Below are 22,207 nucleotides of genomic sequence, written 5' to 3'. Positions count from 1 at the left end.
TAGTTGATACTCGATTTTGAAAAGAAGGCTGGTTTTGTACTATAAAAATAATTTGACCAAAAAATAATTGATCGATGGTTTGTTTTGTTCATTGTCTCTAGAGAGCCTCTGTAAGTTGTACTAAGTATTGCAAAATTTTCCAGAAGCTCAGGGAAACCGGTCGGTCACACGAGATGGTTTACTAGAAAAATGGAAAACTTTTATCAGGATGATGTGACGCAGTGGGTTGGTGAGTATGGATTGGATTTGAAACGTTACTTTTCTTCCCGAGTTAATCTATCTGATGTTGATGATCTAGTTCAGGAGGTTTTTATTCAGTTATATATTCGTATCAAAAAGTATGGAGGGCAAATCGAAAACCCAAGAATTTACATTTATGCCATGGCAAGAAATCTTTTGATTAGTCATGGTAGGCGTCAAAAGTCTAGGTGTGGAGGGTTACATGACTCTATTGATCACAAAGTCGATATCCCTTACATGATTAGTCCGGAACGGACGGTGATGGGAATACAGGCTTATACCCGAGTTCTGGAAGCTATTTTAGGATTGCCGCCAAGAGCTGGTACAGCTTTTCGCTATCATCGCTTTGAGGGAATGACTTATCAAGCAATTGCGGAGCAAATGGGAATCTCTAAGGATTCGGTTAAAGAGTTAATACAGCGTGCTTTGACCAAGGTTAGGCAGGTGGCAGAGGAAGCTCCTTGATGGCGCAAAATAGGTCATATTGTGCTGTAGGTTGTGACCTTTTTTCGAGTAGATGTCTAACGGGACAACAAGCTCAACTAGAAATTTTTTGGTGAGTGATTCTGCTAGCGCTACGCCAGAGGTTTGGCTTTTTAGCTCTAACTGTTGCAGCTTTCTAAATATTTAGTTAATAAGTCCGCTTTAGTCCCCAAAAAATCAAGTTTATTTTTTATCCCCCCTTTCTTTTAGCTCTCGCGTCTTAAATGTTGTTGAGCCTGAAATAGGTTTATATCAGGTCAATAACCCAATAATACCGACAATAAAGAGAGACGTAGTGTGATGATGAAACCTGTCAAAAAGAAAACATTGATTGCACAAGCGATTTATCAATCTGGACATTCATGCCAAATTACTCCCTGGTACAGCTCCATTGTTGCCTCTTTGGCATTTGCAGTTGTTCCTACCATTTCCAGTGCCCAGGAGAGAGAAGAAGGTAAACACCCAAGACAGGTGATTGAGGAGATCACGGTTACTGCGCAGAAGATTGAAGAGAGTATTCAAGATGTGCCCATTGCAGTATCTGCACTCAGTGGTGACAGTATGGATGACCTTAAAATTGAGCGGGGGGAAGAGTTGCTACGAGCTGTCCCAAATGCCAATTTTTCTAAATCCAACTTCAGCACTTATAACTTCTCTATTCGCGGTATAGGCACTAAAGCTGTTTCTGCTGCTTCAGACCCGGCGGTTGCTGTGAGCTTCAACAATACTCCTTTAATTCGCAATCGATTATTTGAGCAAGAGTTCTTTGATGTGCAACGGGTTGAAGTCTTGCGTGGCCCTCAAGGTACACTTTATGGCCGCAACGCGACAGCTGGCGTAGTTAATATGTTGCCAATTATGCCTGGAGATGAGTTTGCCTCTGAGATCAAGGCGGAGGTGGGCAGTTATAATACTAAGCGCGCTAGCGGAATGCTTAACATGCCATTGGGGGAGACCATGGCGTTGCGTCTCTCCGGAGCCATGACTAAGCGTGATGGTTTTGACTACAACACTTATACGGGTAACGATGTTAATGACCGCGATCTATATTCTACTCGTGCAATCTTTGAGTGGGAGCCCAGTGAATCCTTTAGTGCGAATTTAATATGGCAGCACTTTGAAGAAGATGATCGACGCTCGCGCACGGGCAAGCAACTTTGTACAAAAGATCCAGGCCGAACACATATTGGTGATACTGAACTGACAGGCTTTACACCAGTGTTTTTTAGTCAGGGTTGTCTGCCTAGCTCGATTTATAGTGATGACGCTTACAGCGCACCCAATGCCCAGGGTTTTGCGAGCGTTTTGGCTACCGGGTTAATTGTCACGAGCTATGGCCAGGTTATTGACTGGTTTACTGACCCTTATGCGAATTCAACGCAGTCACGTGATCTTCGTAAAATTGAAACCAGTTATGATCCGGTATTTCGCGCAGAGAATGACTTAGTGCAACTGAACTTCGAATGGGGCCTGACAGACTCTCTTACATTTTACTCTCAGTCGACTTATGCTAAGGACGATTACTATTCATCCCAAGATTATAATCGTTATGTTTCAGATCCCATCTTTAATGATGGGGGTAATTTAGAACCTACACCGGGGGGAGTTTTTACTGATCCACAGTTGGGACCCTCTGAAGGACTGTTGGCGGTTGATATTAGTCGATCAGATAATAAACAGTGGAGCCAGGAATTCCGACTGCAGACATCTTTCGATGGTCCTTGGAATTTTTCAGTGGGCACAAACTATTTAGACTTTAAAACCCAAGATGACTATTTTGTATTCAATAATATATTTAGTATGGTGGCGCAATATCTATATAATGCCGACCGCGATGAAAATTTCAACTTAGTATTTCAAAACTGTACTGATCCAGAAGTAAATGTTGGTTCAGATTGTATTTATGTTGACCCTAATTCGATAGAAAACATTGATGAGGAAGGACATAACTATTTCTTGAGCCGAAATTTGGTGGAAGTTAATTCTTGGGCATTATTTGGTGAAACTTATTGGCAAATTAATGATGATGTAAAGCTAACTACTGGCCTTCGCTATACAAATGATCGCAAGCGCTCTACTCCAGTACCCAGTCAGCTGCTGTTAGGTACTTTTTATGATCCGGTAACGGGGGAAGTCTCCTCCGGTGAAGTCTCCGGGGGGCTTGTCCATCGAGGCTATCCGGAAGGTGATCCGGCTACTCAGAACTGGAAGGAGTACACCGGGCGTGCAGTTTTGGACTGGAGAACGGATCTGCCCTTTACGGATGAAACTATGCTCTATATGTCCTTTGCGCACGGCTATAAAGGTGGTGGTACTAACCCTCCCCGAGCCGAGGTTGATCCAGCAATAGTACAGTTTCAGCCCCTGGAAGATTCTTTTGAGCCGGAGTTTGTCAACGCAATTGAGTTTGGCAGTAAGAACATTCTTTTCGATGGTAGCTTATCGCTTAATGCTAGTGCCTTTTACTACGATTATACTGACTATCAAGTCTCTCAAATTGTTGACAGAATTTCTCTCAATGAGAATTTTGATGCGGAAACTATGGGGCTTGAGCTTGAGCTGGCTTGGCAGCTTACAGATGCAACACGAATAGATATGAATTTAGGGTACCTAAAAACCCGAATTGCAGACGGAGAGGAATCTGTTGACGTGATGGATCGTACTCAGGGCAATGAAGATTGGGTACTGGTTCGTCCTAGCATCCAGGTGCCGTCTAACTGTATTGCACCTGTGGATTTAGTTGAAGCGGTTATGGCTGCGCCTAATATTTTCGCTATTTGGTCGCTTTGTGCGGGTTCCGCCCAGTATGGTTCATTCTCTCCAGAAATCGAAGTCTCGGATGCATTGCGCCATGATATCAATTATGGAGTTGATTCCTACAACCCGCTAACCGATGCACCTAATGGGGGGCGTGGTTTTGCTGCTGATTTAAGTGGAAATGAGTTACCCAACGCACCACGTTTCACCGTTAATTTCGGAGTGGAACATACGATTCCTATTGAGAATTGGGATTTAACTCTACGAGCAGATTACTACCGTCAGTCGGAAAGTTATGCTCGTGTATATAATACTGAGTATGATCGTTTGAAGGCTTGGAGTAATCTCAATGCTTCAGTTAGCCTCAGCAATCCTGACTCTGATCTATATATGCAGCTCTACGTGAAGAATATTTTTGATGATGCGCCTATCACTGATATGTTCACTAATAGTGATGATTCAGGTCTTACTACTAATGTGTTTACATTAGAGCCTCGTATTGTTGGCTTAAGTGTTAGTAAAGGGTTTTGATTAATCCGGTGAAATCTGTGATTCATTGTTTAGATTTGATTGAATGAATATGTAGGTTGGTGAGAGGATTTCTTGCCAACCTTTTTTTGCATTTTTATAGATGTCTTCTGAAGTCTAGTGGTCTTGGCTTTAGGGGTGCTGCCAGTTTTCGTACTGCATATGAGTTTTTGGTTACAAAAATAGTCATTGATTATTGTTGGCAGGTATATAAGTTAACTGTTTCCGTAATGCTAGTGTTGTTAGCATCTAGGGCTATTAATTAAGGCGGGATAGACTTAGAGGCTGTATAGGTGAAATGAGAGCTTGTTGAAATTACACTATTAATTTCCCTCTAGCTGTCTGAACCTGTGCTGGGAGTTTTGGCGCTGTTGAAGGTAGTTTTTCCATTGACTGATTCAATGATCTTATGAGGTCTCCAGCATATTCACCGGCTGTCGTCTTAATAGGTCTATTTTTAATGAGCATGGTATTGCTCATGCACTTATAGGATAAATCGTGAGGTTCCATCTTGCTGAAAAAATCAATTTATTTTCATCGTTTACTTCTTGCTTTCAGTAAGGTTAAGAGCTTTTATTTTGCGCTTTGCTGTAGTGAAGCGAATGTTGAAATTCCAGTATCGAGGTATCGACGATAAATCCTGGAAGGCCAAATAATGGATTGATTGTATTTTATGGTTTATTTTATTGTTGGCTTTCATTTGTTAGTAAGCTCAGTTAAGTAGGGTGTCCAAGGTCATCCCTCTCAGTCAAATTTCCAAAGAATATGGGTTTCGCTTTATTAAAATTCACTTGCCTTGATTTAGTTAAAAATTCAATTTAATCGATAAAATGGATTTATAGGCAGATTAAGTAGTTGTGATGGAGAATTGTGGGTTAGTAAAGATAGTGCCACTTACGGTGCATGGGAAACCGGTTGCGTTATTGTGAGGAAGCTCAGTCTCATCGGAAGCGATTTCCCCAATTAGAGTATTGAGCGGATATGTCCTTACTCTTACAGTTCGTTATAAGTTTTTTTGTAAAGCGTCAGAGACTTGAAATAACTTATGGAGCTCTGGTGTCGAGGCAATTGAATTGCCGGTTGGCACCAAAAGATAAAGCGCGCCAGGTCGGGAGTATTTGCCCATAGCGGACCACCTGCTATCGGCTTCTACACCTTGTAGGCTGTATTTGCTGCCCTCAAGGCAATTTTGTTTGGTTTTTGCTCTCCCTGCTCCAGATTCATATTGCTATACTCCGCGCCCTTGAAAGCCCCCTGTCTTTATATGGAGAACTTGATGTCTGATTCACAGTGCGATATTGGCTTTATCGGCGCCGGTGTGATGGGTAAGAACCTGATCCTGAACCTGGCCGACAATGGCTATAGGGTCTGTGCCTTTGATTTGGATCACAACCGGCTGAATGCGCTGCTGGAGCAGGACAAGAAAGAGCGTGGAGATCAGCCTGCGCGTGTTGAAGCCTGCAACTCTTACACAGAGCTGTTGGCGAAGGTTAAAGCCCCGCACTTGATTATTCTCTCGGTTCCGGCTGGAGACCCCGTTGATGATGTATGCAGCAAGTTACTCGATGCGGGCTTAAAGGCTGACGATATCGTTGTTGATACTGGTAATAGCCTGTGGACCGACTCTGTGGAGCGGGCTAAACGGTATGAAGGCAAATTGATCTTCTTCACCACCGCAGTATCCGGTGGCGAAGTGGGTGCTCGTTTTGGGCCATCCCTGATGCCCAGCGGCGACCGTTATGCCTGGAGTCGTATTGAGCCAGTTTGGCATGCTATTGCCGCCAAAGTGGATAAAGCCAGCGGCCAGCCGATTGAACGCTTTGAGCCTGGCAATCCGGTTCGCGAAGGTGAGCCCTGTGCGGCTTATATCGGCCCGATAGGCTCAGGCCACTATGTGAAGATGGTGCATAACGGTATTGAATATGCCGATATGCAGATGATCTGTGAGGCCTACCATGTGATGCGCACGGCGCTGGGTATGGCCCCAGAGGAAATTGCAGAGGTATTCCGCGAGTGGAATCGAGGCCCGCTGAACAGCTATCTGATCAATATCAGTGCGGAAGTGCTCTCTACCTTGGACTCCGTGACAGAACAACCGCTGGTAGATGTTATCCTCGACCGAGCAGGGCAAAAAGGTACTGGTCTCTGGACAGCCATGAGCAGTCTGGAAGTGGGCTGTCCGGCTCCGAGTATTGCCGAAGCGGTTTACGCCCGTTCATTATCTACCCGGAAGGTATTGCGCACCCGCGCAGCGAAGAAGCTGCAAGGGCCTGAGTTGACACCAGTGGCTTCAGAGCAGCGGGAAGAGGTGATTGCACAGCTACACGACGCTCTCTACTGCGCAAAAATCTGTGTTTACGCCCAGGGCTTCGATTTGATGAAGCTGGCTGCGCGGGAGCAGGGATGGCAGTTGAACTTCTCTGAAATTGCCAGAATTTGGCGTGCAGGCTGCATCATTCGAGCAGTGTTCCTGCAATCTATTAGTGATGCTTACGATCGAGATTCCAAGCTTTCCAACTTGCTACTGGATGATTTCTTCACCCAGCAGATTGCCGATCACCAGGCCAACTGGCGCCAAGCGGTGGCGAGCGCCACTCTGAATGGTATTCCGGTGCCGGCCCTGTCATCGGCGCTCAATTACTACGATGCCTTCCGCACCGAGTCGCTGCCGGCGAACCTGCTACAAGGACAGCGTGATTTCTTTGGAGCCCATACCTTTGCGCGTGTGGACCAGCCTGAGCAGCGCAAGTACCACGTCCAGTGGACCGAACCTGGCCGCCCAATGGTTGAGATCTGATTGATGGGGTAGGGGGCAGGTGATACGTGCCTTTCAGGTACGCATCACTATGTGAGTTCCCTAAAGAACGACCTCTTCTACCTCTTTGGCCAGGGCCTCCGCCTCTTGGCGGCTGGCTTTGGCCACCAGTTCCTCAACGCTAGCCGACTCGGTGTTTACGCCACCGAAGGCGGAGAGCAAGTCCTTGATCAGGGCTGAGATCTCCAGAGTCATCACCGCAAAATCTGCATCAAATCGCTGGGCTGCACTTTCTGCATCGGCACTATCGGCTTTATCCAGAAGCTCGTCACTGAACTTGATACGCTTAAGGGATAGCTGATCATCTACCAGGAATTCAACGCCCCCGCGCCAAGTCAGCCCCAGCTTGTGCACTTGTAGCCCGGCCACCAAATGATTGTGAATTTCCTCGGCACAGAGGTCCTGGTTTTTACAGCGGATAACACTGCCGCTGTCTTTGGGATCGCGCAACTCACATTCGTGGCCAAAATCGAATTGAAGGGGGGCTTCAGGGGCACTGAGCCAGTGGGTCATCGTTTGCTGAGGCAGGTTCTTAGCGGAGAGTGGTACCACGGCAAGGCTACTGATAGCCTCGCGGAGGTTCTCCAGCAGTTCCTCGGCGGCGGAGGCAGAAGAGGCGTCAACCACTACCCAACCATCCTGAGGTGCAATATAGGCATATTGCAGACGGGAGCGAGCGAATGCCTTGGGGCGCATTTCAAGGAGAATCTCGTCTTTAAGGTTTTGCCGCTCCTTGCGACCTACCTGCCTGGCTTCTTTTTCAGAAATAGCTTGTGCCAGCTCTTCAACTTTCTCATTGACTACCGCAGCAGGAATCACTTTTTCTTGCTTCTTAGCACAGACCATTAGGTAGCCATTCGTTGCGTGCACCAACTGGCTGCCGTGGCGCCCTAGTGGAGGCACCCACCCATAGCGAGTGCTGTCCTGACTGCCACAGGGAACAAATGCATGGGGCTCCAGCAATTCGTTCAATTTTTCAGCATCCAGGGAAAATTCTTTCGTCAAACGATAAATACGGAGGTTTTTAAACCACATACATCAGGCCATCTGTTTTCAGTTGCGAGTGCGGCCTGCATTATGCGGAAACCGGGGCGGGGCAGCTAGAGCCTGTTAACACTTAATTGATGGGTTCTTTAAGTTGTTATCAAGCTCCAGAATATTACTGGTCCAAGGCGGTGAAAATTTGTTCAGCCGAACTTGTCAGGCCTGGCTGAACAAAGGTTTATTTGAGAATACTGTCTATTGCTTTGCCACTATCCTGCGAGAACTCTTCTGACTTATGGCCGAGCAGTTGTAGTGCGGTTGCGGCTATCTGATCCTGAAAAATAGCTTCTCCCCTGGATACTTCTCCCAAGGCCTTAATGTCTGGGCCCAGTGCGGCAATCCAGATTTCATTGGAGCCGGGTATACCCGCTTTGTGGGGGGGGTCTTCTTTACCGAAGTATTGGGTCAGTGCAGGGCCACTGGCGTGGTGGGGCCAGGATTCAGCGGTGTTGCCACGCCCGTGGTCAACAGTAATGAGTAGGTTGGTATTGTCTCGGTATTGATCAAGAGATTGCAGTGTCTGCCAGAGTTTGGCGAGTATCATGTCGCTCCGATGTGCGGAGTGGAGATACTGGTGATATTCCTCATCGTGGGCAAAATCGTCAGTTTCACCTAGGGCAATGTACATTACCTTGGGCTTTTTGCTAATTAAGTACTCTTTTGCAAATCCATAGGTAAATGCATCGGGCCGCACGTTTTCCCAGAAAACCGGCAGTTGCCCCTGCAAATCATTGAGAAACCCTGCTCTTTGGCTCAATTTTGGCCAATCGGCAGCTTCCAGCCCCGCGTTAATGTAAATACCACTGCGATCACGATTAAGTATCGAGGAGAATACCCCCCAGCTACCGAATGCAGCGATTTGGCCTTTGTACTCAGATTTGCTGTTTAGCCACTCGAGAAAGGTAGTATTGGCATTGGGAGTTGGGTCGTTACTATTGATTTTGGGGTCGGCGGAGCCGGTTAAAATCTCATTGTAACCGGGATAGGAAAACCACCAGCTATTGGTAACTTGTGCTTTAGACCCCTTGTCGCGATTGCCAATTAAAACCCCTTCTTTAGCCACTGTTTGCCAGATAAAAGGCAATAATTTTTGACGTTTTTCGATGAGTGAATCGCCGTGAAAGTGATTGATAAGGTCTTGTTTATTTTCAGTGAACTCTGTGTGGTTGAGAAGTTCAGGGTCATAACCGGAGAACACTTCCTGCCAGCGCAAACCGTCGATAGTAACTAATACGAGGTTGTCTGCGGCAAGGGATTGAGTAGAAAGAAACAGGGTCAGGATTGCTGTAGTCAATCTGTTCATTGAAAGAGCTCTTTGCATATTTTTGGATTATTTATATTTGTCGCAAATAATCAAAATTATTTTTCGACTATATTTATTATTTATTGCACTTTATTTTTGAATCTACTGCTTGACTAAACATACGCACAATCGGCTGGCATTTCCAGCCGATTGTGTGGCTGCCAAAAAAATCTTAGAAATCAATAGTTGCAGAGAGTGAGGCTGTCCGTGGAGCACCTATCCAGGCACCGTCAGAAACGACAGTTCCTAAGTAATCCTCATCCAGTAAATTATTTATCACTAAATTCAGGTTGGCTCCCCGTAGTGCCGGGCTAAATTCTCCCAGATTCATGCCCAGGTAGGCATCGACAACTACATAGGAGTCAGCTGTCCAGCTATTGTCTAAGTCGACAAAGCGATCTCCGGTAAACTTACTGGAGATGCCACCGTAAAATATTTCAGAATTCCAATCCAGGCCAATCACATAGAGTTGATCAGCTATCCCGACTACGTCATTCCCTGGTGTTATTCCTTGAGTTTCATCTACTGCTGAGTTTCCTGAGCCAATATAGGTAGTGTCCAGCAGGGTATAGGATGTATAGAGATTTAGAGTTTCTGATAAATCGTAGTCCAGGAAAAGTTCCAGACCATCAGATTCGATTCCGCTGGCATTAAAATAGGTCCCATTGGTACCTATCAAATAGTTATTACCTGCGGAAGTATTGTTATCCAGGAAAATGATCCGGTTTTCAAAATCATTTTGAAAATAGGTGGCAGTTGCCGAGAAATTATCGGCGGTATAGCGAAGCCCTAGCTCTGTGGTCTCTGAGGTTTCCGGTTCGATATTGTCGAGATCTGAATCGGGCCGCTCTAATACGCTGTCTCCAATCGCCTTAAAGTTTTCAGCGTAGCCTGCGAACAGCTCTGCACCTTCCAGGGGTGTTTCCCAAATCAAACCGGCGGAGAGCAGGATACCTGAATCAGAGTCAACACTTGCATCGGAAGACTCCTGAAACAGATCTTCCCTTTCAACATCGACAAAGAACTGCTTGGCGCCCAGTGTCAAAGTGAGAGTGTCGATGGTCAGGGAGTTCTGTAAATACCACTTTGTGCTGGTGGAGGGGTAACTGCGGTCGTATTGCACCCAATAGGGTGTTGAATTGAAACTGGCACCTTGAGTTGCATCAATGATTTTGTGCCAATCGCGGTGTTCGTCACGGGTGGAGTCTTCATACCAGAGGCCGCCTCGCAGCTCATTGTCTAACCCGGCGATGGTGGTAGCATATGTAAAGTCTAGAGTCAGTCCGGCACGCTCTTTCTCATAATGAGTGTGCCGATAAGACATCGTGGGTATGGCGCCCTCTGCATAGCAATCTGGATTGTAGGCCGGTCCTGAATCGCCATAGATATTGGTGACTGACGCTGTACATGTTTCATCATAAGTAAGGGCATTGCCATTGGCGTCAACAAAATAAATGATGCCCGACTGGCTACCGCCGTAGGCAGTTGAGCCGCCGAGGAACTCGGACTCGCCCTGTTCACTGTCATCTGTAATATCAACCAGGTAAGGGGGCACCCAGTCCCCGCGGCCTTCGTTGCTGTGGTAATAGAGTCCGGCCTGTAGATTGAATGAATCTGTCAGGTCAAAATCGAACTGGGTGTAGGCCAGCAGGTTCTCACGCAAGGTAGACCAGCCACGGCGATAAAGTTGATCGATATAAGGAATACCGGACCAGTTGCCGGTAAGGAAATCGTTTTCAGGGTACTCTTCAAATTGGGCGTCCGAATAGACTCGTTGATAGTTATCTTCGTGGATATCGTCGTAAGATAGGTAGGCCTTGATGGTACCAGCTTCCAAGCTGGTCACTAGTTTTGCCGCGATGTGCTCTCGTTCATTCTCAGCAGTTTCAGTAATCCAGTCGGTCGCTTCCTGGTTAGAGTATGAGATCCAGGCTTTGCTGTTCCCGGCAAAAATACCAGTGTCATAGCGAAAATATACTCTCTGTGCATCAAATTCGCCTGTGGACAGTTCTATTCGACTGCGCTGTGTGTCCAAAGGATCATCAGTGCGATAATCAATAGTGCCTCCCAGGGCTTCGTGGGAACGTGAAGCGATATCTGAAGTACCCTGTGATACTTCTATTGAACCGATATTACCCGGATCAACAAAGCGGTTTGCTTTTGAGCCTCCACCGTAATTCGAACCGCCATTGGGAATACCATCGATGGTGGTGCCAATTTGCTGTTCATCTAAGCTGTTAGTAAATCCGCGAATACTGATATTGGTTGACCAGTCGTCAAAGCCGTAAGTATCTCCTTCATTGACTGAGACACCGGGGAGGTTATCGATCAATGCATTAACGCTGGTGATAGAGGACTGTTGCTTGCGCATTGCCTCAGATACTTCGCTGCTGTTAAAAGTGCTACCGGAGCCCAGAACCATTACTTCTTCAATTTGTGCGTTGCTGAGGTCTTCAGCGGTCACGGGACTGGCACTCATTATTGTGGCCACTGAAATGGCGGCTGCCAGGTAGGTCTTTTTAGTATTCATCGGGATACCCCAGTTTGTAGTGATTCAGCAAGTGTTAACCAGCCTGGTTAGTGGCTTGGGTTATTTGCGCGCGTACATTGACGCGTCTTGATGAATAATTCTTTACAGGGGGGTTAAACTCTTTTTACCCGTTGGTGAATGCTCAATAAATCCTGAGAGCCAGAAACATGAGCTGTTTCAGACTGACTGAATAGTGTCCTTAGTAGTGGGGGTGATCCGGTGAGTAATCTTGATTGAGTGTAGGGGGGAGGGCTGAGTTACCCCAGCCCAATTTAAACAGAAATCAGATAGCAGCTTTCAAGGAAATGCCGGTGCAAGCTTCAATTGTTCCCCAAAGAACTCCCAGAACTGCATTCCAGACTTTCTCAATGGTGACTAACAGGAGTCCACGTAAAGTGTTGGCGAAGTTCTTGGCCATATCCTCCAGGGAGTCGAGAAAGTAATCTTGCAGGTCGCCAGATATTTCATCAGATGCAATTGCTTTAGCAATCATTTTTGTTTGCTGAGCCATTGCGGATAACTGGCGCTCGGAAAATCCCCTGAGTTCAGAAATATCACTGTTGATTACCGCAGAAGCTGCCCCTTTGATATCGGCAACGAGTTGGTTAACGTCAATAGACATAGTAATTTCCTCAGCGATTCAGAAAAGACTCATAGGTGAGTGCTTGGTCCATGGAAACAACAATTTCATTTTTGAATAGAGAAACAGCGGTTGCGTTTAGGCCCTTATCTTCATCTACCGTGCGCATCATGTTCAAACTCTCTGAAATTTTCTCCAGTGACGCAACACTGGGGGGTTGCCGCTCAAAGCTAATATTCCTGCCAGAAGATTCCAAATAGTTGTTAATCTTTTTGAGTAGTTTACTTTCAGGCGCAGGGCGGGTTTTCGATTGCATAGCCAGCGCATCTACTTTGCCGATCAATGCATGGTATCTCTCATCTCTTTTTGAGTAAGAATCTTTGTTAGTTCCACTGGAAACTGAAGAGAAAAATTCCATTATCTCTACATTGACAGTGGTTAAATCTGAGTATAGCGCGGCATCATAGCGCGGCGCCATTTGTGAGCATCCGCTAACTAGAATGGTAAGAAAGGCTAAAACTGCAAAGATTGCTATTGGCTGCCTTATCATGACAACTCCCCCTTTAATTTTCATTTTAATAGTTCAATTCGGCTCTTTTCAGCCGCCTAAAGGGTGGCTGAGAGATATACAGTTCTTTCCAATTTTTTCGTCTGGGTACCCATTTATACCGGTTCCAAAATCTCATGCGAGGTCGGCGAAATACTGGGATCATTTTCCTTTTCAAAGTAAGTCAGCAGTAAGCGAACAGCCTCCTGATTATCGAAATATCGGGAGTGAACTCGAGCTGCCAGTTTGTCCGGAAAAGTACCGTAAGACCCGATAATTCTCTCATAACAGTGGTGACGTGCTGGGACCGCAGAACCACTGGCAAACCAGTCTGAGTGAGATTTGATATCAATCCACTCGATTAGATCTTTTCTTTGTGACAGTTGTTCTACTTCATTCTGCAGCCAAGGAGCTTGCTTGCCCAGAACTTCGATTAGGGACCCCATTGTTAGGATACGGATTGGTTTACCGATTTGCGGAAGATCGGCAAAAAGGTCTACAGTAACAACACTGCCAAAACTATGTCCGACAATAGTTACGGAATCGTAGTCGTATAGTTTAATACTGCTTTCGAGCTGTTCCCTGACTCGTCGGATAATCTCAAAGCGGACTGCAGGCTTGCCCTTGGCCGCCGGCTCATTGGTGAGATAGCGCTTACAAAAGTCAGAAATATCTACTAGTAAGGCAACCGGCATAACGGCAACAATGGCAGTAGCAATCAGCCAGATCCGCCAGCCCCCTATATACTCAACACCTTGCTTGAGCTGTTGTACTGCGGGATAAAACGGGCTGTCACTGGTGGGCTCGACAGCTTCGACAAACAAAATGATGGTACCAATGTACCAAACAATAAAGGCTAATGCTGAAAGCGTTAAACCAAATGTCAGGTACTTTCGTTTAAGCACCCCTTTCCAAATATGGAGATTGGCCAGCCAGAACCAGATTAGGGAGAAGCCTCGGGCTAAGCGGACTTTCAGGCTCTGCTGGGTAATGCTAGGAACCAAGTCGTTCCAGTAAGCTTCAACCAGATCAAGCTCCTGTTTATCGTTGACCCTCAGGCGGTTGATGCCGGCAGGGACGGTAGGATCAGAAATCTGAGTGAGAGGCATACGCTCACTGGCTGCGATCATTCCCTCGGTGAACTCTGACAGTTGGGCGGTGCTGGTGACTCGTGTCAGTCCGGGCACCAGCATAATTAAGCTTCTTCTCATTGTTATTCCAATTGGCTCTATTCTGGAGATATAACCTTCTGCCAAGGTTTGCTACGGCCTTTGTTTTTTCTGTGTGAAAATCGTTTCAGTAAGTGAGTATTTCCATATATAAGTACGCTAGCCAGTAGCTAGCTGCGGTGTATCTCAGCGGTGAAATTTTGTGCGATGGCCAGCTCTATACTAACCGAAGAACATTGGATATAGGTGCATGTCAACTGAGTGTTACTCGATTTATATGTGATACAAAACGAGATGTAAATATAGAAAAGAAAAAGATTTATTGATTGGGAGAGCAAAAGCCACTTCGTGGTTCTTTTCTTAAATTATTTGTCGGAAGTTATTTCATCGCGGTTAAGGGGGAGACTAGCGAAGATAAAGAACTGTCGCTGCTTACACCGCACTCTGTGGAGGAATCAGAAGCGACAGGTTAAAATTTACTCTACGGTTTCTTTTTGTAGTTCAACTAAAATAAATTCGTTGCCGTAGAGATCTTCAAAGTGGGCAAACTCTGCACCCCCTTCAGAAGTGGGTGGCTTGCTGAAGTGAACGCCATTTTTTGCAAGTTTTTTATACTCCCTATCAAAATTATCTGTATAAATAACGGCACAAGGCTGCCCTGCAGTTTGTGCTCCCACTTTCTTTTGCTGGCTTTCAGAAGTTGCCTGAAGTAACCATATACCCATATCTTTTTGTGCCGGAAGTCGAATATGAACAAATCGATGCGGTGCTGCTTGAGTGTCAATAAATACTTCAAACCCCAATTTGTCACGATAAAAGGCAATAGCTTCTTCATAGTTGTTGACTAGGATTACCAGTCTGCCAATTGAGTTCATTAGGGGCTCCGTGATTGGCCTTATTGCTATTTCGATAAGAGGGATTATTTTTTTGATTAATAGGTGTACAGTTTTTCAAATAGTTTTTATTTGAGTAGCCTATACCAAAATGAATGCTTTTAGCGTGAAGCTGATAAGCTGTAAAAGTTTACTGAAGTTACAAAATATTTGAACTGTACATGTCGAAAGCGGTGTCAGTTTCTGGACCTTTACGCCAAGGTTACTAAGTGTTGGAATGAAAGACAGTCTCCCCATTGTTGGCCATCTAAGATGGAAACCGGACTTTCTATTGTTTATAGCCGATTACAGTGACTGTAAACGTTCAGTATATTAATTAATGATTTTGAGGGATGGTTGACAAAGTGAAAAGGATTTCATGTTTTCCTAAAGCTATAAACTCCGTTATGGTTTTTGTTGTTGTAGTACTGTGCCTACTCGAGCCCAGGTCTTCGATTGCTTGTACCCGAATACTCTATGAAACTGGCGATAAGACCTATATTACTGCCCGTAGCATGGACTGGAGTGATACCGATGCAGCTATGGCATTTTGGGTTTTCCCGCAGGGGATGGAGCGCAATGGTGGCTTGGGCCCAAAATCTATTACTTGGACATCGAAGTTTGGCTCAATTGTTATCAGTATTTACGATGCGGCTACAACTGATGGGCTCAATGAAAAGGGCCTCGTAGGCAACCTTTTATACTTGGCTGAGGCAGATTATGGGAGTGCTGCCGATAGGGATAAGCCGACTATCTCTGTTGGGGCCTGGTTGCAATACATCCTGGATAACTACGCAACGGTTGATGCTGCGGTAAAGGGGTTAAAGAGTGATCCATTCACTGTGGTTGGCGCAGATCTTCCCAATGGGAGACCGGCAAGTACACATATTGCAATTTCAGACCCCAGTGGTGATTCCGCTATTTTTGAATATCTTGATGGTGTGCTAAAGATACATCACGGTAAGCAGTTTACGGTAATGACTAATTCTCCTCCTTATGATCAGCAACTGGCAATCAATTCCTATTGGAATTCAATTGGAGGCCAAAACTTTCTACCGGGTACAATTAGTGCGGCGGACAGATTTGTACGGGCGAGTTATGCTTTAAAAACATCACCAGAATATAAAAAGTATCGCGATGCATTAGCATCCGCATTCTCCCAAATTCGTGCTGTCAGCGTGCCGCTGGGAATGGATGATCCCGATAAACCCAATATAGCCTCAACATTGTGGCGGTCGGTTATTGATCAAAAAAGTAGCCGCTACTATTTCGACTCTGTTATTAATCCATCAGTAATTTGGCTGGATATGGATAGTGTTTCTATTGAGCCGGGATCTAAAGTAATGACAATGAAATTAGATACTCCAATGGATACTGGTGGGGAAGTGGAATCTAAGTTGAGTGCTTCAGAACCCTTTAAGTTCCTCGCTCCAGGTAGCTGAATAAATACGATAACGAGAAGAGTCTAAGTCAATGCATGAATCATTTACTGTTCGGGAGATGACACGTAAAGAAGTGGATTTACTGGTTGACTGGGCTGCACTTGAAGGCTGGAATCCGGGGTTGCACGATGCAGAAATTTTCTGGAAAACAGATCCAGAAGCTTACATTGCGGCGGAAGTTCGGGGTGACTTGATCGGAGGAGGGGCAATTACTGCGTACGGTGATGATTTCGGTTTTATGGGATTCTTTATCGTTAGGCCTGAATTCAGAGGTCATGGGTTTGGTAATAGACTTTGGTATATCCGACGGGACCGCTTAAAAACCCGGTTGAGGCCTGATGCAAGCATTGGTATGGATGGGGTATTTGCGATGCAGGATTACTATGCCCGCGGCGGTTTTAACTTCTCCCATCGGAATCTCCGTTATCGAGTCGAGCTTTCTGCTTTTGAGGGTGTGAGTGCTCAATGCCCTGATGAAATTATCCCGCTTAGTGAAGTTTCTTTCGATCAAATAATTGCTTACGACAGGACCTGCTTTCCCGCAAGTAGACGGATATTTCTGAAAGCATGGCTTTCCCAGCCAGAGGCTCTGAGTTTGGGCTATGTCCAATTTGGGAGTCTTTGTGGCTATGGTGTAATCAGACGTTGCCGCAATGGATGTAAAGTAGGTCCTCTGTTTGCAAATAGCTATAAAGTGGCAGATATGTTGCTGAAGCGACTGGTCTCATTTGCAGATGATGGGCCTATCTTTCTGGATGTGCCGGAAAATAATCCTGCGGCTATGTCGCTGGCCAAGCACTATGGAATGGAGGAAGTTTTTGGGTGCGCAAGGATGTACCTGGGGCCAATGCCTGATATTGCGCGGGATCGAATTTTTGGTGTAACGACATTTGAGCTGGGTTGATGCACAAGAGAAATCTGGAGGGTTACGCTGGGCGTCCGCCTCATCCCCGCTGGCCTGATCAGGCCCGCATTGCAATTCAGTTTGTCTTGAATTTAGAGGAGGGGTCAGAATCTACCAAGCTAAACGGCGATACCCAATCTGAATCATACCTGCATGAACTTCCTGGCAGGCCCGCACGGGTTGGAGGGCGGGATTTCAGTGTAGAGAGTATGTATGAGTATGGTTCGCGCGCTGGTGTCTGGCGGCTTCTCGATATCTTTAATACTTGCAACGTACCTTTAACAGTTTTTGCTACCGGTCAGGCGTTAGAGCTTAATCCGATTTTAGCGCTGGCCCTGGTTGAAGCGGGACATGAGATTGCTGGCCATGGATACCGGTGGATTGATTATAAAGATACTCCTAAGGGTCGAGAAAAACACGATATTCAGCTCACTGTTAAGATAATCGAGCAGTTAACCGCTAGGCCTCCGTTTGGGTGGTATACAGGTCGGGTAAGCTCCCATACTAGATCATTGGTACGAGAAATTGATGGATTACTGTATACGTCAGATTCCTACAGTGATGATTTGCCATTCTGGGAACAGAAATCAGATTCATTGGTGGTGATTCCCTACACCTTGGTGAATAACGATATTCAGTACCTGCTGCCCAGTGGGTGCACGACTGCCGATGATTTCTTTTTATTGCTAAAAGGTGCTTTCGATCAGCTTTGGCGGGAAGGGAGCGTGAGTCCTAAGTTGATGAGTGTTGGACTACATGGGCGAGTCAGCGGCCACCCTGCCAGGGCTGCTGGAGTTTATCGTTTCTTGAAATATATCCAGGGATTCGAACCCATTTGGCTTTGTCGCCGCAACGAGGTAGCGCAACATTGGATCTCCAATTTCTCTACCGCTAGATAACTTGGGCGGTAGCTTTCCAGATTGCTTGTGTGCGGAAAATTTAGGCCTTCTGTATCCCCGTAAGTTTTCCTCTGTTATAGCAGCCGTTTCTGCTCTGAGGCTTTTGCAACTTCCCCCGGCCACCTGCGGAGTTAAGAAATATTAAAATAGCCCAGTGGCTCTCTAACAATAGCTAGAAAGCAGTTTTTAGTGTGATTGATAGTAATTGGAGGGCGGAGTGGAAAGGCAGGGTGTCGGGCCTCGGGGAAAGCCGAGGCCCGATTGGGCGGTTAGTCGCGAGTGGGAATTGCCTGGACCACTTTAATAAAGTAATCCCAGAAATTGGCGACACTCTGGATATGTACCTTCTCTTCAGGAGAGTGAGCGCGGCGAATGGTTGGGCCAAAGGAAACCATATCCCAATTGGGGTAGGGTTTGGCCAGCAATCCGCACTCCAGGCCGGCGTGAATGACTTTTACTTCAGCTTCCTCGCCAGTCATCTCTTTATAGACATCCTTCATCATCGCCAGCAGCGGTGATTCGGGATTTGGTGTCCAGCCAGGGTAGTCGTTGTCCAGTGTTGTTTCTGCACCTGCCAGCTGGAAGGTGGCGGCGACATTGAGGCCGTGTTGGTCGCGGGCGCTGTCAGAGAGGCTGCGCACAAGACATTGGATTTTTATTCGATGCTCACCGTTCGCCTCCATTGTTACAACACGGGCCAGGTTGTTGGAGGATTCAGCAATGCCTTCGAGCGCAGTGCTCATTCGCTCAACACCATTGGGGCAGCAGCGGATTGCACGAATAAGGGTCAACTGGCTATCTGCGTCCAGGGTGTTGGCTGGCGTTTCGGTCGCTTCCAGGGTGATGTCCAGTGCCGCTTCATTGTCCAGTTCACGGGCAATTTGAGCGCTTTCGCTTTTTACAATTTCCTGTACTTTATCGACCGCTACTGAAGGCACGACCAGAGTTGTGAAGGATTCGCGGGGAATCGCATTGCGCAGGCTACCGCCATCCAGGCTGGCAATACGCAGCTCGGGGACCTGGGTTAGAGCGGCGTGGATAATGCGGTTTGCGATCTTGTTGGCATTGCCTCGGCCTTTGTCGATATCCAGGCCAGAATGTCCGCCACGGAGGCCGCGAACAGAGAGTTTTACCGCTTCGGCACCGGGCAGGATCGCTTCTGGCGTATAGGGAAGGCTGACATTGACGTCGACACCACCGGCACAGCCGATATACAGCTCGCCTTCATCTTCAGTATCCAGATTGAGGAGCAGGTCAGCTTCAAAATAGCCAGGCTTAAGATTCTTGGCGCCGGTCATGCCCGCTTCTTCATCAATGGTCAGAAGGGCTTCCAAGGCGGGGTGGGGAATATCAGTAGATTCCATCAGGGCCAGGATTGCGGCCACACCAATACCATTATCTGCGCCGAGCGTGGTGCCTTCCGCAGTTACCCAGTCTCCATCCACGTAGGGTTTGATTGAGTCAGTGAGAAAGTCGTGCTCAGTGTCGGCATTCTTCTGCGGCACCATATCCACATGGCTCTGCAGGGCCAGTGTCTTGCGGTTTTCCATACCAGGAGTGGCCGGCTTCTTGATAACAATATTGCCGATTTCATCCAGCTGAACGCCTAGGCCGCGTGCTTTAGCGAAGTTAACGATATGCTCCACTACGCGGTCTTCATGCTTGGATGGGCGTGGAATTTCACAGAGCTTGGAAAAGTGTGCCCACAGTGGAGTTGGGTTCAATTCAGCAATATTGCTCATGAGTGGCCTCGATTTATTCTATTGGTGCCGGAGCTATAAGTTAGCTGGCCGATCAAAGGCGGTGGGCTTTGGCCCCCGGCAGGAAAGCCCGGCGAGCGCCGGGCTTGGGTAAATGTGCAGGAATTTATTTCTGGGCCGCGTCGGCAGCCTCAGTTTTTTCAGCGTTCAGTTCAAAGGCGATGCGTCGTTTGTCTACATCGACAGACGCTACTTTAACTGAAACTTCCTGTTCTAGGTGGAAGCGTTTTTCATTGTGCGTAAGAACCAGGTGCTTGCCATCGAAGGTGGGCAGATTCTTCTTATCGCCATTCATGCGCACAAAGCCGTCAATACCAAAGTCGTCGAGTCGCACGCCGATGCCTGCGCCGTTTACCAGGGTAATTTTCCCTGTAAATTCCTGGCCAACTTTCTTCTCGATAAATTGAGCGTAGAGCCATTGCTCCAGGGCTCGGTTGGCCTGACGACCGCGAATCAGGCTTTCCTGCAGGGATTCAATTTTATCATCGGCCAGGGGGGAGGCTTTCTCTCCCTGCGCAGCAGCGCGCAGAACACGGTGGTTGTGCAGGTCGTTGTACTTGCGTATTGGAGAGGTGACGGTGGCGTAGGCCTCGAGGCCCAGTCCCAGGTGAGCCCCTACCTTATTATCGAGCTGGCCCGGGCGCAGCATACGCTTGAGCACGGCGAGCAGGTTGTTCATCTGCGGCTCTTCATGGTTTTCCAGGTGCTTAACCAGTGCAAGGTAATGCTCCAGTTGCCCCAGATCGGCCTCTGCATGCTCAGGCAGCAGTTCTTTCAGCAGGCTGCGAACTTCTCCCATGCGCTCTTCGCGGAAGCCCAAGTGAACAGAGAAGCAGCCCTGCTCAATCTCGGCGAGTTTGCCACCCATGCTGATATTGGTAGCGAGCATGGCTTCCTCGATCATTCGCTGAGCGATATTGCGTTCCTGCTTTTCGATACGCTCGATCTTGCGCTGATCGTTCAAGCGGATTTCATAGTCCGGGCGATCTTCCATTGCCAGTGAGTGGCTGGCACGGTATGCGGCGCGCGCTTCGTAGATCGCCGCCAAATTACGCAGACTGTCCTGTTGCTCCTGGGGCACGGCGGAGTCGTCACCCTCAATAAAGCGGCTGACTTGTTCATAGCTCAGTTTGTGCAGGGAGCGAATAGCGGCAAATTCATAGCGGCTATTACCAATGGTGCCATCGTTATCGATATCGATATGGATAACCAGGGCGGGGCGCAGCTCGCCGGGAACCAGGGAGAACAGGTTCTCACACAGGTTGCGGGGCAGCATGGGTAGGGTTTCGCCCGGTAAATACTGGCTGTGGGCCCGATTAAACGCCTCTTTATCCAGGGGGCTGTTCTCATCAATTAGCGACGATGGGTCTGCAATAGCAATGTGCAGGGTCCAGCCCCCGTCACGGCTGCTTACGGCCAGAGCGTCGTCCATATCGCGAGTGGTTTCCGCATCGATAGTTGCGAAGCCCAGCTCGGAAAGTTCGGTGCGCTCACCGGTAACTGTTGTCAGTTTCTCCGCAATTGTGTCCGCCTGCTTTTGTGCAGCGGCACCAAATTGCTCAGGCAGCTTGAATTGGGCGACAACATAGGCGTGTTCGATACCGGGCATATCGGGCTTGCCGATAACGGTTTCCACCTTGGCCTGGGCTCTGCCGTCTTTAAATGGATGGCGGTTTACTTTGCAGGCAATAAACTCTCCCGGCTGGGCCTTGCCGCGAGCCTTGGGAGGGAGAAAAATCCAGCGGGACAGGCCATTTTGCGTGGGCTGGATAAAGTGGCCCTGGCCGCGCTGTACATACTGGCCAACAAGGTAGTCGAGCTGGCTGTCGATCAATGCATCGAGCTCCGCCGCGAGTTTACCCTTGTTCTCCTCTGAGAGACTTACTCGAACCCGGTCACCGGGAAATACACGCTCCATTTCATTGGGAGGCAGGAAGGCTTCCCTCCCGTCATCCAACTCAACGAAGCCAAACTTGCCGTTACTGCCGCGAACCCGGCCTTCGGCAAACTCCTTACTGGAGCGAATATCTGTTTTCAGTTGCGAAAGTTGTTTTAGAGCGTCGGCATTCAGCATCGAGTTTATCTCTATGGGTCGATTTGGGCGCGGATTCTACCAGACCATACGCAGAGGATGTAACGCGCTTAGGCGGTGGAAATGATCTTAGTTGTCAGTGTTGTGAGGTTTTCAAAAATTTTTGAAAAAGTAGACATATTAAGGAAGGCTTCAAAAAGTGGTTCTTTGCCAGAAGATTTATACAGGAATCGTGTTCTCTTGAGGGGCAGTTATAGGAAATTTATAAGAGAGCCGCCAGCGGTAGGAGAGGGCCCGGTATT

At 47.4% G+C, this 22,207-nt stretch carries 15 protein-coding genes; 6 read left to right on the top strand and 9 right to left on the bottom strand.

Annotated features, from left to right (window positions below; all coding sequences use genetic code 11):
* Positions 1 to 189: 189 nt before the first annotated feature.
* The 3 genes from ACJJIM_RS13325 (at position 190) to gndA (ending at position 6,805) form a co-directional block, all read left to right on the top strand.
* Positions 190 to 705: an RNA polymerase sigma factor gene (locus ACJJIM_RS13325; RefSeq protein ID WP_444907717.1), complete on the top strand. Its 516-nt coding sequence runs from the start codon at positions 190 to 192 to the stop codon at positions 703 to 705.
* A gap of 318 nt (positions 706 to 1,023) precedes the next feature.
* Positions 1,024 to 4,011: a TonB-dependent receptor gene (locus tag ACJJIM_RS13320; RefSeq protein WP_444911184.1), complete on the top strand. Its 2,988-nt coding sequence runs from the start codon at positions 1,024 to 1,026 to the stop codon at positions 4,009 to 4,011.
* Positions 4,012 to 5,284: 1,273 nt separating this feature from the next.
* A complete protein-coding gene (gene gndA, locus ACJJIM_RS13315) occupies positions 5,285 to 6,805 on the top strand; it encodes an NADP-dependent phosphogluconate dehydrogenase (protein ID WP_413662712.1) in 1,521 nt (506 codons plus the stop codon).
* Positions 6,806 to 6,865: 60 nt separating this feature from the next.
* On the opposite strand, the gene rdgC is transcribed toward gndA, so the two are convergent.
* The 7 genes from rdgC to ACJJIM_RS13280 form a co-directional block, all read right to left on the bottom strand.
* Entirely contained in the window at positions 6,866 to 7,858 is a 993-nt protein-coding gene (gene rdgC, locus ACJJIM_RS13310) for a recombination-associated protein RdgC (protein WP_413662711.1), read from the bottom strand.
* 187 nt (positions 7,859 to 8,045) lie between these two features.
* Positions 8,046 to 9,170: an alkaline phosphatase family protein gene (locus ACJJIM_RS13305; protein ID WP_444911183.1), complete on the bottom strand. Its 1,125-nt coding sequence runs from the start codon at positions 9,168 to 9,170 to the stop codon at positions 8,046 to 8,048.
* Between the two features lie 172 nt (positions 9,171 to 9,342).
* Positions 9,343 to 11,700 carry a TonB-dependent receptor domain-containing protein gene (locus ACJJIM_RS13300; protein WP_444911182.1) on the bottom strand — a complete coding sequence of 786 codons (2,358 nt, stop codon included), beginning with the start codon at positions 11,698 to 11,700 and terminating at the stop codon, positions 9,343 to 9,345.
* A 283-nt stretch (positions 11,701 to 11,983) separates the two neighbouring features.
* A complete protein-coding gene (locus ACJJIM_RS13295) occupies positions 11,984 to 12,322 on the bottom strand; it encodes a hypothetical protein (protein ID WP_413662708.1) in 339 nt (112 codons plus the stop codon).
* Between the two features lie 10 nt (positions 12,323 to 12,332).
* The gene (locus tag ACJJIM_RS13290; protein ID WP_444911181.1) at positions 12,333 to 12,854 is read right to left on the bottom strand and encodes a hypothetical protein; all 522 of its coding nucleotides are present in this window, start codon (positions 12,852 to 12,854) and stop codon (positions 12,333 to 12,335) included.
* Positions 12,855 to 12,943: 89 nt separating this feature from the next.
* On the bottom strand, positions 12,944 to 14,038 hold the full coding sequence (locus ACJJIM_RS13285) for a hypothetical protein (RefSeq protein ID WP_413662706.1): 1,095 nt from the start codon (positions 14,036 to 14,038) through the stop codon (positions 12,944 to 12,946).
* Positions 14,039 to 14,472: 434 nt separating this feature from the next.
* Positions 14,473 to 14,871, bottom strand: coding sequence for a VOC family protein (locus ACJJIM_RS13280; protein WP_413662705.1), 399 nt, complete (start codon positions 14,869 to 14,871; stop codon positions 14,473 to 14,475).
* A 362-nt stretch (positions 14,872 to 15,233) separates the two neighbouring features.
* On the opposite strand from ACJJIM_RS13280, the gene ACJJIM_RS13275 reads away from it, so the two are divergent.
* The 3 genes from ACJJIM_RS13275 to ACJJIM_RS13265 are packed head-to-tail and all read left to right on the top strand — an operon-like array spanning position 15,234 to position 18,113.
* Positions 15,234 to 16,310: a linear amide C-N hydrolase gene (locus ACJJIM_RS13275; RefSeq protein ID WP_444911180.1), complete on the top strand. Its 1,077-nt coding sequence runs from the start codon at positions 15,234 to 15,236 to the stop codon at positions 16,308 to 16,310.
* A gap of 31 nt (positions 16,311 to 16,341) precedes the next feature.
* Positions 16,342 to 17,214 (top strand): GNAT family N-acetyltransferase, encoded by an 873-nt coding sequence (locus ACJJIM_RS13270; RefSeq protein WP_413662703.1) that lies wholly within the window; start codon positions 16,342 to 16,344, stop codon positions 17,212 to 17,214.
* On the top strand, positions 17,214 to 18,113 hold the full coding sequence (locus ACJJIM_RS13265; RefSeq protein WP_413662702.1) for a polysaccharide deacetylase family protein: 900 nt from the start codon (positions 17,214 to 17,216) through the stop codon (positions 18,111 to 18,113). Before ACJJIM_RS13270 ends, ACJJIM_RS13265 begins: the two co-directional genes overlap by 1 nt.
* 269 nt (positions 18,114 to 18,382) lie before the next feature.
* Here the strand turns inward: ACJJIM_RS13265 and ACJJIM_RS13260 are convergent, their stop codons facing one another.
* Positions 18,383 to 19,855 carry an aminoacyl-histidine dipeptidase gene (locus ACJJIM_RS13260; RefSeq protein ID WP_413662701.1) on the bottom strand — a complete coding sequence of 491 codons (1,473 nt, stop codon included), beginning with the start codon at positions 19,853 to 19,855 and terminating at the stop codon, positions 18,383 to 18,385.
* 124 nt (positions 19,856 to 19,979) lie between these two features.
* Positions 19,980 to 21,947 carry a VacB/RNase II family 3'-5' exoribonuclease gene (locus ACJJIM_RS13255; RefSeq protein ID WP_444911179.1) on the bottom strand — a complete coding sequence of 656 codons (1,968 nt, stop codon included), beginning with the start codon at positions 21,945 to 21,947 and terminating at the stop codon, positions 19,980 to 19,982.
* Positions 21,948 to 22,207: the final 260 nt, after the last annotated feature.

The organism is Microbulbifer maximicatervae (SeqCode), from assembly GCF_052467615.1.
Note: the sequence above shows the minus strand (reverse complement) of the source record. Positions and strands in the feature narration are given on the sequence as shown.